Source organism: Actinomadura sp. WAC 06369, assembly GCF_003947565.1.
GTDB classification, from domain to species: Bacteria; Actinomycetota; Actinomycetes; order Streptosporangiales; family Streptosporangiaceae; genus Spirillospora; species Spirillospora rifamycini.
The window spans coordinates 1-17,267 of record NZ_QHJN01000167.1; the positions used below are offsets into that span (position 1 = coordinate 1).

Annotated in this window: 14 protein-coding genes; 11 read left to right on the forward strand and 3 right to left on the reverse strand. The window is 73.2% G+C overall.

All coding sequences use genetic code 11. The features are described from left to right. The first annotated feature begins 150 nt into the window (after window positions 1-150). From DMH08_RS32220 to DMH08_RS32250, 6 genes are all read left to right on the forward strand, one after another. On the forward strand, window positions 151-525 hold the full coding sequence (locus DMH08_RS32220) for an SSI family serine proteinase inhibitor (protein WP_026403616.1): 375 nt from the start codon (window positions 151-153) through the stop codon (window positions 523-525). Window positions 526-689: 164 nt separating this feature from the next. Beyond that, on the forward strand, window positions 690-1,124 hold the full coding sequence (locus DMH08_RS32225; protein ID WP_026403617.1) for a CBS domain-containing protein: 435 nt from the start codon (window positions 690-692) through the stop codon (window positions 1,122-1,124). A gap of 50 nt (window positions 1,125-1,174) precedes the next feature. Continuing rightward, a complete protein-coding gene (locus DMH08_RS32230; RefSeq protein WP_125619768.1) occupies window positions 1,175-1,927 on the forward strand; it encodes an ANTAR domain-containing response regulator in 753 nt (250 codons plus the stop codon). A gap of 103 nt (window positions 1,928-2,030) precedes the next feature. Next, window positions 2,031-4,205, forward strand: coding sequence for a SpoIIE family protein phosphatase (locus DMH08_RS42020; RefSeq protein WP_233617930.1), 2,175 nt, complete (start codon window positions 2,031-2,033; stop codon window positions 4,203-4,205). 134 nt (window positions 4,206-4,339) lie between these two features. Further along, window positions 4,340-4,864 carry a DUF6328 family protein gene (locus DMH08_RS32245; protein WP_051300994.1) on the forward strand — a complete coding sequence of 175 codons (525 nt, stop codon included), beginning with the start codon at window positions 4,340-4,342 and terminating at the stop codon, window positions 4,862-4,864. A gap of 119 nt (window positions 4,865-4,983) precedes the next feature. Continuing rightward, window positions 4,984-5,493 (forward strand): DUF6328 family protein, encoded by a 510-nt coding sequence (locus tag DMH08_RS32250; RefSeq protein WP_084550624.1) that lies wholly within the window; start codon window positions 4,984-4,986, stop codon window positions 5,491-5,493. Window positions 5,494-5,520: 27 nt separating this feature from the next. Here the strand turns inward: DMH08_RS32250 and proS are convergent, their stop codons facing one another. After that, window positions 5,521-6,969, reverse strand: a complete 1,449-nt coding sequence (gene proS, locus DMH08_RS32255) for a proline--tRNA ligase (RefSeq protein WP_233617931.1) — start codon at window positions 6,967-6,969, stop codon at window positions 5,521-5,523. Between the two features lie 222 nt (window positions 6,970-7,191). Between proS and DMH08_RS32260 the strand changes: the two genes are divergently transcribed. The 4 genes from DMH08_RS32260 (at window position 7,192) to DMH08_RS32275 (ending at window position 12,619) form a co-directional block, all read left to right on the forward strand. Beyond that, window positions 7,192-8,883, forward strand: coding sequence for a proline--tRNA ligase (locus DMH08_RS32260; protein WP_125619770.1), 1,692 nt, complete (start codon window positions 7,192-7,194; stop codon window positions 8,881-8,883). A gap of 47 nt (window positions 8,884-8,930) precedes the next feature. Further along, entirely contained in the window at window positions 8,931-9,812 is an 882-nt protein-coding gene (locus tag DMH08_RS32265) for a DUF4429 domain-containing protein (RefSeq protein WP_026403620.1), read from the forward strand. Between the two features lie 53 nt (window positions 9,813-9,865). Next, entirely contained in the window at window positions 9,866-10,873 is a 1,008-nt protein-coding gene (locus DMH08_RS32270) for a LacI family DNA-binding transcriptional regulator (RefSeq protein ID WP_125619772.1), read from the forward strand. 102 nt (window positions 10,874-10,975) lie between these two features. Beyond that, on the forward strand, window positions 10,976-12,619 hold the full coding sequence (locus DMH08_RS32275; protein ID WP_026403622.1) for an ABC-F family ATP-binding cassette domain-containing protein: 1,644 nt from the start codon (window positions 10,976-10,978) through the stop codon (window positions 12,617-12,619). Between the two features lie 88 nt (window positions 12,620-12,707). On the opposite strand, the gene DMH08_RS32280 is transcribed toward DMH08_RS32275, so the two are convergent. Next, the gene (locus DMH08_RS32280) at window positions 12,708-13,946 is read right to left on the reverse strand and encodes a serine hydrolase domain-containing protein (protein ID WP_125619774.1); all 1,239 of its coding nucleotides are present in this window, start codon (window positions 13,944-13,946) and stop codon (window positions 12,708-12,710) included. A gap of 451 nt (window positions 13,947-14,397) precedes the next feature. Between DMH08_RS32280 and DMH08_RS32285 the strand changes: the two genes are divergently transcribed. After that, a complete protein-coding gene (locus DMH08_RS32285) occupies window positions 14,398-16,047 on the forward strand; it encodes a Dyp-type peroxidase (RefSeq protein WP_199748109.1) in 1,650 nt (549 codons plus the stop codon). 58 nt (window positions 16,048-16,105) lie between these two features. Here the strand turns inward: DMH08_RS32285 and DMH08_RS32290 are convergent, their stop codons facing one another. Continuing rightward, on the reverse strand, window positions 16,106-16,879 hold the full coding sequence (locus DMH08_RS32290) for an NAD(P)H-dependent oxidoreductase (RefSeq protein ID WP_125619776.1): 774 nt from the start codon (window positions 16,877-16,879) through the stop codon (window positions 16,106-16,108). Between the last annotated feature and the right edge of the window lie 388 nt (window positions 16,880-17,267).

Consider the following 17,267-nt stretch of genomic DNA (forward strand, 5'->3'; position numbering starts at 1 on the left):
CCCCGTGGCCGCGGGGTCGCCCCCTCTCCGCCCCCGGACGGCCGCACCCGATCGGACCGTTCCCACGCGCATTGGGTAGTCGGGCGAGTACAGTGAGCGATGTCCCCCCAGTACCTCTCGGTCACTCGACCCCGACCCTCGGGAGCCTCGATGCCGCACACGCTCGGCAGCGTCCTCGTGGGCGCCGCCCTGGCCCTGCTGCCCGTCGCCCACTCCGAATCCGCCACGTCCCTGCGCCTGACGCTGAAGCATCCCGGCCGGGAGGGCGCCGCACCGCGGACGGCGACGCTGCGCTGCGATCCGCCCGGCGGCCGGCACCCGGAGGCGGTGCGGGCGTGCGGCGATCTGGAGGAGTCGGGCGGCCGCATCGAGCACGAGCCGGACGGCCGGATGTGCACGGCGGTCCACTCCCCCGTGACCGTCCGGGCCGAAGGCACGTGGCGCGGGCGTCCCGTCCGCTTCCGCAAGAACTACCCCAACGACTGCGTGATGCGCTCGCGGACCGGCATGGTCTTCGCGTTCTGAACGGCGGTCCGCTCCGGTGACGGGAGCGGCGGTGACCGGCCGCGACCGCCCGCCGGCGGCGGGCGCGGGCCGGATCACAAGACGGTCGCATGGACGGGCCTTGCGCGGGTAAAGCGCGCACACGGCCAATGCGAGCGCCGGAGAACCAGGAGGAACCGCACGCGATGTCACGAATGATCAGCGACGTGATGACCGCGGCCCCGCAGGCGCTGCCGCTGGACTCGACCCTCGACGAGGCGGCCCGCGTCATGCGCGACGAAGGCATCGGCGACGTCCTCGTCACCTACGCGGGCCGCCTGTGCGGCGTCGTCACCGATCGCGACATCGTGGTGCGGGCCGTGGCGGAGCGCCGCGACACCTCGCGGACGCCGCTCGGCGACGTGTGCACCGCCGAGCTGACGACCGTCCGGCCCGACGACGACACGGGCACGGCCGTCCGGCTGATGTGCGAGCACGCCGTCCGGCGGCTGCCCGTCGTGGACGCCCTGCAGCGCCCCGTGGGGATCGTCACCCTGGGCGACCTCGCCGTGGCGGACGGCGCCGGGCCGGGCACGGCGCGCCCGCTGCACGAGATCAGCAAGGCCGCCCCGAACAGCTGATCCCGGACCGAGGGTCGGCGCACGGCGAACGGCGAGATACCGTCAATGGTGTGACGCCGACCGACACGGTCCTGACCGACCAGCTCGCGCTGGAGATCGCGCGGCTGGGCGTGGTCGGGGAATCCTCCGACGTGGGCACGCTGCACCGCGTGGCCGAGCTGGCCGCCCGGGCCGTGCCCGGCTGCGCCGGCGCGTCCGGCGTCCGCTGGGCGCTGCCCCGGACGAACGGCGCCGCCCCCGCCGTGCCCGAGGACGCGCGTCCCGAACCGCTGGCCGCCGCGGCCAGCCACCCCGACATCGCCGAGATCACCGACCGCCAGCTCGCGCGCGGCGAAGGCCCCCTGTTCGACATGGTGCTGGAGCGGCGCCCGCTCGGGTCCGACGACATCCTGGTCGAGACCCGCTGGCCCGACACCATGGCGGACATGCTGCGGCGCGGCGTCCGCTGCTTCACCATGTCCCCGCACCTGAACGCGAACGTCATGGTCACCCTCACGCTGTACGGGGTGACGCCCAAGTCGCTCGGCTCCGGGCGCCACGCGCTGGCCGCGCTGCTGATGGCGCAGGGCAGCGCGTCGATGTCGAACACCCAGCAGTACGACGACGTCCACCGCACGGCCGTCCAGCTCCAGGAGGCGGTCGAGGCCCGCGCCGTCGTGGACCAGGCGAAGGGCATCCTGATGCACGCGCTCGGCTGCGATGCCGACGAGGCGTTCGCCGAGATGCGCCGCATCTCCCAGACACGGCACGTGAAGCTCACGGCGTTGGCCCAGCGTATCGTCGGTGACCAGGGGATCACCTAGCCGGGCGGGCGATGGCAAAGCGATCGTGAAGAGCAGGGCCCGGCCCGGTCAGGGCGACGGCCCATCCGGTTTCGCCGTGGCGAACGGACGAAAGGGAGATCGGATGCACGATCAGTTCGACCAGCTCGAGCCGGAAGCGATGCTGCGCGAGATCACCGAGCTCGAAGGGCGCATCGGAGAGCTGCGGCAGGCCGCGGGCCTGCCGGAGCCCGATCTGCGCGCGACGCTCGACGCGGCACTGGTCGAACTCGAACTCGCGCTGGCGGCGCTGCGCGCCATGGGCACCGAGCACGGCGCCGAGCAGGGCGGGTCGGCGGCGGCCGAGAACGAGCGGCGCGTGCTGCGCACGGTGTTCCAGGACGCGCCCGTGCCGCTGTTCCTGCTCGACCGGAGCAGCAGCGTGCGGCGGGCGAACCGGCAGGCCGCGTCGCTGCTCGGGGTGTCGGCGGGGTACGTGTCCGGCAAGCAGTTCGCGTCGTTCTGCGACCTGGCGACGCGAGCGGCGGTGCGGTCGCAGCTCGCGGCGGTCGTCCGGACGGGCCGGCGGCGGCGCGTGCAGGTCCGCTTCCTCGGCCGCGAACGCGGCATCGACGCCGTGGTGACGCTGGCGCGGGTGTGGATCCGCGGCGAGCCGGACCCGATGGTCGTGGTCGCCGCGGGCGCCGCCGGCCCGCCGCAGGGCGCGAACCCCCCGCAGGGCGGGGAGGGCGCGACGCGGGCGCGGCCGGCCGGCGAGGCCGGGAAGCGGGAGCCGCAGCAGCGGGCCGCGGGCGCGCGGCCGGCGGGGAGCGCGCCGCGCCCGGAACCGGCGCGGGCCGTCCCGCGCACGGCGGTCCCGCGGCGGCCGGACGCCGACGGGCCGGGGGCGCGGCGCGCCACGGCCGGGACGGACGACGCGCGGGCCGAGCGGGCGGCGCCGGTGCCGCAGGTCCCGGGCGTCCCGGCGGGCGACGACGAGACCGTCGCCACGCTCGTGCACCGCATGGACGTCCTCGCGACCGCCTGCGAGCTGCTGCTGGACGAGCCGGTGTTCAACGAGACGGTCGCGGTGCGGCGCTGCGCCCGGCTGCTGGCGGCCGAGCTGGCCGACTGGGCGTTCGTCGACCTCACCGGCCCCGGCGGCCCGGCGCTCCCCGGGGCGGGCGGCGCGACCGCCGCGGACGCCGTCCCGATGCTGCGCCGCCAGGTCGCGATGGGCCCCGACGACGAGCGGTCCGTGGAGGCGGCGCGGATGCTGGAGGAGCTGGAGCCCGTGCAGGGCACGCTCCCGCACACCGTGTTCCTCACCCGGCAGAGCACCGTGCGGCCGCACGTGGACGACCTCGAACTGCTGGGCGTCTGCCCGGACGGCCAGCCCGTCTGCGCGAAGATCGGCGCGACGTCGGTGCTGAGCGTCCCGATCGAGGACGGCGAGCGCTGCCTCGGCACGATCACGCTGACGGCCAGCGGCGACTACGGGCCGTTCGACCTCGTCGACCTCGGCGTCGTGCAGCGGCTCGGCCGGTACCTGGCGCTGGTGATCCGCGCGTCCCGGCTGTACCGGCGGCGCGCCGAGGTCGCCGACACGCTCCAGGCGGGGCTGCTGCCGAAGACGCTGCCGGAGATCCCGGGCGCGTCCGTCGCGGCCCGCTACCTGACGGCGACGCACGGCGCCGCCGAGGTGGGCGGCGACTTCTACGACGTGTTCCGCACCGAGGACGGCTGGGGGCTGATCCTCGGCGACGTGTGCGGGAAGGGCGAGGACGCGGCGGCCGTCACCGCCACCGCGCGGCACTGCGCGCGCCTCGCGGCCCGCTGGAAGCCGACGCCCGGGGACGTCCTCGGCGTCGTCAACGAGGCGCTGCTGGACGAGGACCGGTTCGTCACGGCGGTGATGGCGGGGCTCACGATGGAGACGGAGCGGGCGCTGGTGTCGCTGGGCGTGGCGGGGCACCCGCCGGCGATCGTGGTGCGGGCGGACGGGGTGATCCGGTCGGCGTCGCGGGGCGGGGTGCCGCTCGGGCTGTTCGAGGACTTCGAACCGGGCCTGGACGGCGTCGAGCTGGCCGTCGGGGACACGCTCGTCCTCTATTCGGACGGCGTCCTGGAGGGGTGCAACCTCCAGCGGCAGGAGTTCGGGATGGAGCGGCTGCTGGAGACGCTCGCCGCGCACGCCAAGGACAAGCCGGAGGGGATGCTCGCGGCGGTGGAGCGGGCCCTGCTGGAGTTCTGCGACGGCGATCTGCGCGACGACGTGTCGATGCTGGCGCTGCGGGTGGAACCGCCGTCCCTGAATTGAGCGGCCGCCCGCGCTCGCGCACGGAATGCGAAATCAATCCGAGAGATTGCGAATTCCCCGAAGAAACTGGTGCGCCCGGCAGACTTGACCTGCCAAATCGACTGGTCAGCGCACTGCCTGGGTACCCAAACAGCATGAGCGTCGACCCGTCACTCAAGCCACGCAACGAAACCGATCATGAGCGACTCGACCGGCAACTCATCGAAATGCTGCAGGGCTTCCGTGTCGCCGTCACGGGCGTGCAGATGCTCTTCGCGTTCCTGCTGACCGTGCCGTACGCGGCGGGGTGGGGAAAGATCGACCAGACGGGCCGGATCCTCTTCTTCATCGCGCTGTACGGGGCGGCATTCGCGTCGATCTGTTTCAGCGCGCCGGTGTTCCAGCACCGGATCCTTTTTCGGATGGACCAAAAAGAGATGCTGGTGCGCCGGGCGAACCGGCTCGGAATCTGCGGCGGCATCGCCCTCGCCCTGTCGATCTCGGCGTCCACCACATTGATCATGGAAACGCTGACGGCGTGGTGGGCGGCGGCCAGCACCGCGCTCTGCGTCGTGGCGTTGTGCGGCTGGCTGTGGTTCCTGCAGCCGCTGGGCCAGCGACTCCGGCTGATCCGCCGCATGGCCCGCACCACGCTCGAAGACATCCCCGGCACGGAGTAGCTTCCGGACCCCGGCTTCCGGACGACGGCCCGCGACGGGGCGCTCGCAACAGATCCGACTATGACCGACTGTTCACTTCTTTACCGGGTAATAGCACGTTCATGAGCGTGGACCCGGCCATGAAGCCTCGCAACGAGACCGAGCACGAACGTCTCGACCGGCAGCTGATCGAACTGCTGCAGGGGTTCCGTGTCGCGGTGACCGGCGTGCAGGTGCTGTTCGCCTTCCTGCTGACCGTCCCCTTCGCGGCGCGGTTCGACAAGGTCGACGACACCGGGGAGATCCTGTTCTACATCGCGCTCTTCGGCGCGGCGGCCGCGTCGATCTGCTTCAGCACGCCGGTGTTCCAGCACCGCATCCTGTTCCGGATGAACAAGAAGGCGATGCTGATCCGCCGCGCCAACCGCCTCGGCATCTGCGGCGGCATCGCGCTCGCCGTGTCGATCTCGGCCGCCACCACGCTGATCGTCCAGACCCTCACCGAGGACTGGTGGGCGATCGTCACCGCCGCCGTCGTGGGGGTCGTGTGCGCGTGGCTGTGGTTCGTCCAGCCGTTCCGGGACCGGGTGCAGGCCACCCGCGCGCTCGAGGAGGACGGAGGCGGCAAGGGCGCCGGGGACGGCGGCTGACCGCCGCCTCCCCCGGCGCCCGCCGCGTCAGTACGACTTGCCGAAGATCACGCGCTTGCCGTACGCGGACGGCTCCCCGCACTTCACGCACGCGCCCGCCTCCTCCGGCGCGTCCGCCGGGATGACGCGCGGGGTCGCCGCGGTGTCGGCCTTGATCGCGTCCTCGCACTCGGTGCGGCCGCAGTGCAGGGCGCGCGCCCACCCCTGCGCGACCTGGCCGGCGAAGGCGTCCCAGGAGTCGACGACCGCGGTGCGCTCCTCGCGGAACGCCTCGGCGCGGGCCAGCAGGAACGCCTGGAACTCGGCGAGGATCCCCGGGATCAGCTCCGGCACCTTGTCGAGCGGGATCTGCTCCTTGCCCTGCCCCTCCGCCGTCGGCAGCCGCCGCACGACGGTGGCGACGCCGGCCTCCAGGTCGCGCTTGCCCAGCTCGATCCGGACCGGGACGCCGCGCATCTCCCACTCGTTGAACTTGAAGCCCGGCGAGAGCTGCGGCCGGTTGTCGTCGACGTGCACGCGGATGCCCATCGACCGGACCGCCGCGCCCAGCCGCCGCGCCTCGGCGGCCGTCTGCTCGCCCTGCTCCTTGCGCCCGATCGGCACGATCACGACCTGGTAGGGGGCGAGGCGCGGCGGCAGCACGAGCCCCTTGTCGTCCCCGTGCGTCATGATCACGCCGCCGATCATGCGGGTGCTCATGCCCCAGGACGTCGTGTGCGCGAGCGTCAGCTTGCCCGCCTCGTCCTGGTACTGGATCTCGAACGCCTTCGCGAAGTTCGTCCCGAGGTAGTGGGACGTGCCGGCCTGCAGGGCGCGGCCGTCCCGCATCATGCCCTCGATCGTGTACGTGCGCACCGCGCCGGCGAACCGCTCGCCGGGCGTCTTCTCGCCCGCCACGACCGGCATCGCGGCCAGCTCGCGCGCGACCGCCGCGTAGGCGTCCAGCGCCCACATCGTCTCCCGCATCGCGTCGCCCTCGTCGGCGTGCGCGGTGTGGCCCTCCTGCCAGAGGAACTCGGTCGTGCGCAGGAACATCCGGGGCCGCATCTCCCAGCGGACCACGTTCGCCCACTGGTTCAGCAGCAGCGGCAGGTCGCGGTGCGAGTCGATCCACTTCGCCATGTACTCGCCGATGACGGTCTCGGACGTGGGCCGCACGACCAGCGGCTCCTCCAGGTCCTTGCCGCCCGCGTGCGTCACGACCGCCAGCTCCGGCGAGAAGCCCTCGACGTGCTCGGCCTCGCGCTTGAGGTAGGACTCCGGGATGAGCATCGGGAAGCACGCGTTGTCGTGCCCCGCGTCCTTGATCCGCCGGTCCAGGTCGGCCTGGAGCAGCTCCCACACCCGGTACCCGTACGGTCGGATCACCATCGTGCCGCGGACCGGGCCCCGGTCCACGAGCTGCGCCTGCACGACCAGCTCGTTGTACCAGGCGGAGAAATCCTCGCTCTGCGGCGTCACACCTTCTCGACTCACGCAGGACAGGGTACTGACCTGCGCCGCCCTGCACCCCCACCGTGCCCTTACGGTGACCTCCGCGCCACCACGCCCCGCGTGTCGGCCGCCCCACACCCCACGCGCGGGCGACTTGACGACCGGGTGCGGGACGGAGCAAATTCCGCGAGCGGAGGCCGTGCCGAGCGGCCGGCACGGCCGTGGCTGCGGTGCGGGCGCCGGCGTGTTGGGTAACCTCGCGTGATGCGCTGGTCCCAGATGTTCGTGCCCACCCTCCGCGAGGACCCCGCCGACGCGGACGCGCCGAGCCACCGGCTGCTCCTGCGCGCGGGGTACGTCCGCCTGCTCGCGTCCGGTCACTACTCGCTGCTGCCGCTGGCGGTGCGCGTCCGCGCGAAGGTGATCGAGGTCGTGCGGCAGGAGATGAACGCCATCGGCGGGCAGGAGATGCTGCTGCCGGCCCTGCATCCGGCGGAGCCGTGGCGCCGCTCGGGCCGGTGGGAGCTGATGGGCGAGGAGATGTTCCGGCTCCGCGACCGGCGCGGCGCCGAGCTGGCGCTCGGCATGACCCACGAGGAGATCTTCGCGACGATCGCGCAGGAGCTGCACTCCTACAAGCGGCTCCCGCAGCAGTGGTACCAGTTCCAGACGAAGTTCCGGGACGAGCCGCGCCCCAAGGGCGGCCTCATGCGGACGCGCGAGTTCACCATGAAGGACGCCTACAGCTTCGACATCGACCGGGCGGGCCTGGACGCGTCGTTCGACGCCTACCACGGCGCCTACACGCGGATCTTCGAGCGGCTCGGGCTGCCCGCGCTGGCGTGCGAGGCGTCCAGCGGGACGATGGGCGGCGCGGGCTCCACCGAGTTCATGTGCCCCGCCGACGTCGGCGAGGACCTCGTCGCCCACTCCCCCGGGTGCGGGTACGCGGCGAACATCGAGCGGGCGACGTCCCGCCTGGACGCGGTGGAGGACGAGCCGGGCCCGGCGGCGCCCGAGCGGTTCGACACGCCCGGCGTCCGCACCATCGAGGACCTCCTCGCCTACGACGCGCCGGGCGACCGGCAGATCAAGACGCTGGTGTACCTGCTCGACGGCGTGCTGACGCTCGTCCTGCTGCGCGGCGACCACCCGCTCAACGAGCAGAAGCTCGTGGACGTCACAGGCGCGGCGTCGATCCGGGCAGCGGAACCGGAGGAGATCCGGGAGGCGCTCGGAGCGCTGCCCGGCAGCCTCGGCGCGGTCGGCGCCGGCCTGCCGGTGATCGCGGACGAGGCGCTGCGCGGCCGCCGGAACATGTTCACCGGCGCGAACACCGACGACGTCCACCTGCGCGGTGTGGACGTCGGGCGCGACATCACCGTCGGCACGTGGGCGGACCTGCGGGAGGTCGCCGCCGGGGAGCCGTGCCCGCGGTGCGGGGAGCCGCTGCGGGTGGTCCGGGCCATCGAGATCGGGCACATCTTCAAGCTCGGCGACCGGTACTCCCGGGCGCTCGGCGCCGAGGTGCTGGACCCGGACGGCAAGCAGGTCCCGATCGTCATGGGCAGCTACGGGATCGGCGTCGAGCGGGCGATGGCCGCGATCGTCGAGACCCACCACGACGAGCGCGGCATCGTGTGGCCGCTCGCCGTCGCGCCGTTCCACGTGGCGGTCGTCCCCGCGCAGACCACCGAGGACGTGCTCGCGGCGGCCGAGGACGTCTACGCGGGCCTCGCGGCGGCGGGCGTCGAGGTCGTGATCGACGACCGGCCGGAGCGGGCGGGCGTCAAGTTCCGCGACGTCGAGCTGACCGGCATCCCCTACCGGGTGACGATCGGGCGCCGCGCCCTCGCCGAGGGCATGGCCGAGGTGACGGCGCGCTCGACCGGGGAGACCGAGAAGGTCGCGCTGGACGCGGTCGTGGCGCACGTGCGCTCCCTTGTTTCGGCCTGACGTTTTACCCTGGGTCCACCGGACGGGCGATGTCGGGAAACGGGGTCATGGCAGAAGTCACCGGAAATGAAGGCCGCTGGACGTTCGACGGCGCTCTCGTGCGGATCGTCCCCGGGAACGGGCGCGGCGTGCACCGGCTGCGGCGCATCCTCGGTGAGCTCGAGGTCCCGCTGGAGGCCGTCGCCGGGATCGCCTACGAGCCGGGCAAGAAGGGCGGCGTGCTGCGGGTCCGGCTTCGGCAGGGCGCGGACCCGCTCGTGCAGGCCGCGGGCAACGCGCTCGACGAGTCGTCCGACCCGTACCGGCTGAGCCTCGACAGGGACGCCGCGGCCCTCGCCGAGTACTTCGTCGACGAGGTGCGCAACACGCTGCAGATCGAGCAGATCGGCACCGGGCCGGTGGACCGGTACCTGCTGCCCGGGCCGAGCGTCCCGCTGCGGGCGTCCGGCGGGGAGGGGTCGGTGACGTTCGACGGGGAGACCGTCCGGCTGGACTGGAGCTGGATGGCCGAGGGCTCGAAGCAGAAGGCGGGCCCGAAGCAGTTCACTCTGGCGGACGTCCTGAAGGTCGAACTGCACCCGTCCGTCGGGCTGGACGAGGGGCACCTGCGGTTCCACATGAAGGACCAGGGCGCCCCGCCGAAGCCGAAGCACGACCCGTACTGCCTGACGCTGTGGGGCACCAAGAAGGAGGGCGCCTCCGCGATCGCCGTGGCCGCCGCGGTCGTGGCGCGGCTCCCGCACCCGAGCGCCCCGCCGTCCGACGACGTCCCGGCCCTACCGGAGGCGGCCGCCCCCGAACCGGCGGCGGCCGACGACCACGACGTCCTCCTGCGGCGGCTGCGCGAACTCGGCGACCTGCACAAGGAGGGCATCCTCACCGACGAGGAGTTCGCCACCGCCAAGCAGGCCCTCCTCCGCCGCTTCTGACGCAGGGCCGCGCGGGCGTGGCGCGCGGGCGGGGCTCCCTGTAGAACAGGGGCATGGCCGATCGCCGTCCGACGCTCGAAGACGTCGCCGCCCGGGCCGGAGTGGGGCGCGGCACCGCGTCCCGGGCGATCAACGGTTCCGCGCGCGTGAGCGAGCGGGCGCGGACGGCGGTGCTGCGGGCGGCGCGGGACCTCGGGTACACGCCCGACGCGGCGGCCCGCGCGCTGGCGTCCGGACGTCCGGGCGCCCTCGCGGTGGTGCTGGCGGAGGAACCGGGCCGCGGGTTCGAGCAGCCGTACCTCGGCCAGCTCCTGGACGGGATCACCGCGGCCGCCGGCACGGCCGGGACGGCGGTGGCGCTGCACTGCGCGCGGACGCGCGGTGAGCGCGCGACGGTGGCGCGGCGGCTCCGCGAGCACCGGACGGAGGGCGTCCTGCTGCTGTCCACGCTCCCTCGGGAACCGCTCGCCGGCCTGCTGCGGCGCGACGGGGTGCCCACCGTGTCGGCGGGGCGCCCCGGCGGCTCCGCAGGCGGCGCGGCGGACGGCGCGGGCTACGTCGACGCGGACAACCGCGGCGGGAGCCGGCGCGCCGTCGAGTACCTGGTCGGCTGCGGGCGGCGCCGGATCGCCGCGATCGCGGGGCCGCCGGAGCGGTCCGTCGGCGCCGACCGCCTCGCCGGCTACCGGCGGGCGCTGGACGGCCGTCCGGGGACGGTGGCGTTCGGCGACTTCACCGAGGCCGGCGGGCTGCTCGCGATGCGGCGCCTCCTGGCGCGGCGGCCGGACCTCGACGCGGTGTTCGCCGCGTCCGACGTGATGGCCGCCGGGGCGCTGCGCGAGCTGGAGCGGCAGGGGCGCCGCGTGCCCGACGACGTCGCGCTCGTCGGGTTCGAGGACACCGCGGCCCGCCGGCCGACGCTGCCGATGCTCACCACCGTCCACCAGCCCACCGAGTGCATGGGCCGGGCGATGGTGCGGATGCTGCTCGGCTCCGCCGGGTCGGACGTCCGCGAACCGGTCGTCTGCGACACCGGCCTCGTCCTCCGCCGGACGGCCTGACCGCCGCGCCCCGAAACCACCGCGCGCGCCCGAAAACCGTTTGACGTCGGCGGGAGCGGTGCCGAGACTCGGCTCCGGACCGCGATCACGAGGGGGAGAACAGTGGGGCACGTCGAAGTCGGGCATGTGCGGCATACCTTGCCCGACGGCCGGGTCCTGCTGGACGACGCGTCGTTCCGGGTCGGCGAAGGGGTGACGGCCGCGCTCGTCGGGCCGAACGGCGCCGGGAAGACGACCATGCTGCGGCTGATCGCGGGCGACCTGGCGCCGCAGGAGGGCACCGTCGCGCACAGCGGCGGGCTCGGCGTGATGCGGCAGTTCGTCGGCAACGTCCGGGACGACTCCTCGGTGCACGATCTGCTCCTGTCGGTCGCGCCGCCGCGCGTCCGGGAGGCCGCGGCGGCCGTGGAGGCCGCCGAGCTCGCGATGATGGAACGCGACGACGAGCCCACGCAGCTCCGCTACGCGAACGCGCTCGCGGGCTGGGGCGACGCGGGCGGCTACGAGATCGAGGTGCTCTGGGACGCCTGCTGCGTCGCGGCCCTCGGCGTCCCGTACGACTCGTGCCGGTGGCGCGAGGTCCGCACGCTCTCGGGCGGCGAGCAGAAACGGCTCGTCCTGGAGGCCCTGCTGCGCGGCCCCGACGAGGTGCTCCTCCTCGACGAGCCCGACAACTACCTCGACGTCCCCGGCAAGCAGTGGCTCGAGGAGCGGCTCCGCGAGACGCCGAAGACCGTCCTGATCGTCTCGCACGACCGGGAGCTCCTCGACGCCGCCGCCGACCGGATCGTCACCGTCGAGGCGGGGCGTGTGTGGGTGCACGGCGGCCGGTTCGCGACGTACGCCGAGGCGCGCCGCGACCGCAACGAGCGCCTGGAGGAGCTGCGGCGCCGGTGGGACGAGGAGCACGCGAAGCTCAAGCAGCTCGTCATGATGCTCAAGAACAAGGCGACGTTCAACGACTCGATGGCGTCCCGCTACCAGGCGGCGCAGACGCGGCTGCGGCGGTTCGAGGAGGCGGGCCCGCCCGAGGTCCCGCCCCGCGACCAGTCGATCAAGATGCGGCTGCGCGGCGGGCGCACCGGCAAGCGCGCGGTGATCTGCGAGGGCCTGGAGCTCACCGGGCTGATGAAGCCGTTCGACGCGGAGATCTGGTACGGCGAGCGGGTCGCGGTGCTCGGGTCGAACGGGTCCGGGAAGTCGCACTTCCTGCGGCTGCTCGCGTCCGTCGCCGAGACGGTCCCGCGCGGCACCGCGCCCGTCGCGCCGGTCGCGCACACCGGCGTCGGGCGGCTCGGTGCCCGCGTCGTCCCCGGACTGTTCGCGCAGACCCACGCCCGCCCCGACCTGGACGGGCGGACGCCGTGCGAGATCGTCATGACCGAGCACGCCCGGCTGCGCAACGACGCGATGTCGGCGCTCGCCCGGTACGAGCTGACGGTCTGCGCCGAGCAGCCGTTCGAGACCCTCTCGGGCGGCCAGCAGGCCCGGCTGCAGATCCTCCTGCTCGAACTCGGCGGCGCGACGCTCCTGCTCCTGGACGAGCCCACCGACAACCTCGACCTCGCGAGCGCCGAGGCGCTCCAGGAGGGCCTGGAGTCGTTCGAGGGGACGGTTCTCGCGGTCACGCACGACCGCTGGTTCGCCCGCTCCTTCGACCGCTTCCTCGTCTTCGGCGCCGACGGCTCGGTGTACGAGTCGTCCGAACCGGTGTGGGACGAGTCGCGCGTCGCCCGTCCGCGCTGAAACCCGTCCGCACCGAAGCCCGTCCGCACCGGAACGCCGGTGGCGCCCGCCCCAGCCCAGGAGGCGCCACCGGCGGGTCTCGCCCCGGTTACTTGCAGATGGCCGTCTCGACGAGGTTCATGACCTTGTCGTGCTTCTCCATGTACTCCTTGGTCATGGCCTCCATGGAGTCCTGCTTCTTGACGATCGCGCCCGGCAGGGCGTTCACGACCACGGTGACCTCGCGGCCGTCGGTGGTCACGCCGCCGCGGGACTCGTAGCCGTGGATGTCGCCGCCGTGGCCCCAGATCTCGGCGCACGACAGCGTGGTCTTGTCGAGGCCGAGCCCGAACTCGGTGTCGGGCATGTCGTCCGGCCCGCCCTTGACGGTCTTCTGCATCTCCTTCAGCTGGGCTTCGGGCAGCAGCCTGCCGCTGATCAGGGCGGTCTGGAACGCGTTGAGGTCGCGCGGGGTGGAGATCACCATGCCGGCGGCGCCCGAGATCGAGGGGTCCATCTCGGTGGCCTTCTTCAGCTCGCCTCCGGGCGGCGCGATGTAGCCCTCCATGCGCGGCTCCGGCACGCTCTTGTCCCCGGGCTTCGGCCACGTGGTGTCCTTCAGGCCGGCCCGCCGGATGACCCGCTCGGTGACCGCCTCGCCCACGGGCCTGCCGTCGAGCTTCTCGACCAGCATCCCCGCGATGATGTAGTTGGTGTTGCTGTACGACCGCATCTTCCCGACGGGGAAGTCGGCCTTGTGCTCCAGTGCGGGCTTGAGCAGCTCCTCGGCCGTGTAGGTCTTCGTCGGCGCCTTGCCGGTGTCGGCGTCCGCCCACTGGGTGTAGTCCGGGATGCCGCTGGTGTGCCCCAGCAGGTGCCGGACGGTGATCTTCTTGCCGCTGTAGTCCGGTCCCTCGACGACGCCGGGCAGGTAGGCGTCGACCGGTTCGTCGAGCTTCACCTTGCCCTCGCCGACCAACTGGAGGACGGCCACGGCCGTGAACGTCTTGGTGTTGCTGCCGATGCGCACGTGCGCGTTCTTCGGCGGCTCCTCGCCCTTCTCGCGGTCGCCGACACCGGCCGAGTAGTCGCGGGTCTTGCCGTCCTCGCCCTTGACCGAGACGACCACGCCGGGGAACCCGGCCTTCACCACTTCCTGCATCGCCTTCCGGACGGCCATCTCGTTCTTGGCGGCGCCGATCTCGGCCTGCGCGTCGGCCTCGGTACCGGTGGCGCAGCCCGTCAGGCCGCCCGCGAAGAGGGCGCCGGCCGCCGTCGCCGCGGCGAGCCGCCGGCGGCGCCTGGACGGGGCGGTCGGAAAGGCGGCGGGCTGGGGGTGCTGGGGCATGGGCTACTCCTCGAAAACCACCGGACCGGTGGGAGCGGGGACGTCTCAGGAACACCTCCACGATCTCGGGCCGCGGCGCCCGAATCGATAACGCACACGGGAAGAAACGCGGTGTAGCCAGCACTACCGGCCACGGTGCAGCCACCACGGCGAACGCACCCTGACCTGCATGAACGCGAAGGAAAGGGCCGAGTAACGGACGGACGCGGCAGGACGTCCGGGCGACTCGCCCGCCACCGACTCCCCAAAACGTTTTTGCCCGCTTTTTCAGAACCCGTTCCGCCAGGACGAACGTTTGCCGATCTGTTGAACGCACTAGACGTCGCTCTCGCCGGAAAATCATACGCTCGATCCGAAATCACGCCTTTTTCGGCGTCGAGTCCGCATTGTTCCCGGCCGGGCGGGGCGTCGCCGCGCCCGCCGCCGGCGGCAGGCAGAAAGGTTCCCGTACATGACGACGCAGATCCCCGTGGAGCTGGAGTCCGCCATCATGCGGCAGGTCAGCGACGGCGCGATACTGACCGACCTGCGCGCACCGGCCCCGGAGACACGGGACGAATCGCGCCCGCTCCGCTGGTCCGAGAACATCCAGGGCAACGTGCTCGCGGCGTTCAACAAGGACCAGCAGACGTTCCTGCTGCTGCGCTTCACCGACGCCGCCAAGGCGCGGCAATGGCTCGGCCGGATGGAACCGATGATCTCCGACACGCGGGAGGTCGAGGATTTCAACGAGCGGTTCAGCGAGCGCCGCCGCCTCCTCGGCCACGACCCGGCCGACATGGCCGCGACCTGGGTCGGCATGGCGCTGACCGTCGAGGCCCTCCGCATGGTCGGCGACGAGACGATCAAGAAGGACCTGCGGGACCCGGGGAACCTTCCCCGCGAGTCCACCATGGCGGCGTTCCTCCAGGGCGCCGCGAAGCGGGCCGACATCCTCGGCGACACGGGCGCCGACGATCCGCGCCACTGGTACTTCGGCCACGAGGTCCCCGGGCAGGACGACTGGAACGTCCACGCGATCGTCACCGTCGCCGCCGACCGTCCCGAGGACCTGCGCAACCGGCTGTCGCGCATCCGCGACCTGTGCGCCCGGCACCAGGTCGCCGAGGTCTACGAGCAGGCCGCCACGACACTGCCCGGCAAGGCCGCCGGGCACGAGCACTTCGGGTTCAAGGACGGCGTCTCCCAGCCGGGCGTCAAGCAGTTCCACCGGCCCGAGCCGTCCAGGGCGGGCGAGCGGATGAACCGTCCCGGCACCGTCCTCGTCGACCCGGGCGAGTTCGTCCTCGGCGCCGCGCCCCACACGATCGAGGACGGCCTCATCAAGCGGCCCGCCGGGGACGGCCGCGCCCAACTCGACTGCCCCGAGTGGATGAAGGACGGCTCGTTCATGGTGCTGCGCAGGCTGCGGCAGGACGTCGCGGGCTGGTGGGCGCAGATCGAGCGGCTCGGCGGCGACCGGTCCGCCGAGCAGAAGGACCGGCTCGCGGCCCGCATGGTCGGCCGGTGGCGCAGCGGCGCCCCGCTCGCCCACCACCCCGACGTCGACCCGCACACGTCCGGCGTCCGCATGGACAACGACTTCGACTACCGCGACGACCCGGCGGGCTACGACACCCCGCGCTGCGCCCACATCCGGAAGATGCACCCGCGCAACGGCCTCGCCGAGCAGCCGCCCGACGAGGGGAAGGCCGCGGCGAAGCGGCGGCTCATCCGGCGCGGCATCCCCTTCGGCCCGAAGTTCGACCCGGCGACGGGCGAGGGCAACGGCGCCGACACCGAACGCGGGCTCGTGTTCGTCGCGTTCTGCTCCGACCTCGCCGAGCAGTTCGAGTTCCTCCAGCAGAGCTGGGCGAACAACGACGACTTCCCCAACAAGGTCGTCCCCGGCCTGCCGAACTCCGAGAAGCCGGACGGCGTCGACCCGGTCATCGGCTCGTCCCCGTCGATGACGTGCCGGTTCTACGAGCGTCCCGCGAAGGAGGACGGCGCGGACGTCCCGCAGGAGCTCAAGATCGAACGGTTCGTCCGGACCCAGGGCACGGAGTACGCCCTCACCCCGAGCAAGAAGCTGATCCGGCGCCTCGCGGCAGGCGCGTGACGCCCACCGCCGTGCGCGGCACCTCGCCCGTTCCGGGAGGTGCCGCGCACTTCCGCCGTCAGCCGCCCGCCCCGACCGCGCACGGCTCCGCGCGGTGGACGTCCAGGCCCGCCCGCCCCGGCGCCAGGTGCGGGCGCAGGACGAGGTCGCCGTCGTAGTCGCCGCCGCGCTCCGGCCGGTACGGGAGGGGCTCCTCGGTCCCGAGCCCGCGGAGCCGCTCGTCCAGCCGCGCCGCCGCGCCGCCGGCCGTCCGCACGCGGTCGGCCCCGCCGATGACCAGCGGCGGCAGGACGGCCATGCCGCTGTAGAACAGCGTGCCGTGCAGCAGCGGGAACAGCAGCTCCTCCGCGTCGCCGTGGATGCCGCGCGGCCCGAACCCGGTGGAGCGGGCGCCGGCGGTGGTCACCACGAGGGCCCGCCGTCCGGCCAGGCCGCCGTCGCCGTAGCGGCGGGCGCCGGGCAGGCCGAACGCGAACCCCTGCACGAACACCCGGTCGAACCAGCCCTTGAGGATGGCGGGCATCCCGTGCCACCAGAGCGGGAACTGCAGGACGAGCGCGTCCGCCCACCGGAGCTTGTCCTGTTCGGCACGGATGTCGGGACTGAGCGTCCCCGCGGCGTGGGCGCGTTCGGACGCGTCGCCGACCAGCAGGCGGTCGCTGGGGTCGTGGCCGAAGTCGGCGGGGCCGACCACGGGGTTCCAGCCCATCGCGTACAGGTCCGACTCGCGCACCTGATGCCCGAGGCCGCGCAGGGTCTCCAGGCCGTGCTCGCGCAGGACGCCGTTGAGGGACCGCGGCTCGGGATGCGCGGACGTCCACAGAATGTTCACGAAGCCTCCATCGGATCGGTTCCGGACACCCCCGATACTCCCCGCCGACCCTCCCCGCCCGTCAGTGGCCCGTAGGCCATCATCCGAAAGGATCCGGCCACCCGCCCGCGCGCGGGTCCGAACCCGCGGCGGGTGAGGTAGTCCCGCTCAGGCAGCGCACTTCGCCCGCGTCCTCCAGCAGACGGGCGCGGACCGCGAACCACCGGTGGCCGCCTAGCTCCCCGGCCAGTCCCTCACAGGCGGCCAAGCCGAACCCGGAGCCCCCAACCATGGCAAGGGCGACCACCCAGCCGAGCCCCGCCATCAGGCTCGGCTCCACCCACTCGAGGCACCGGCGCAGCGCCGGAACAGCGCGGGGCGACGCCGGTGCCTCGAGTGGGTGGAGCCG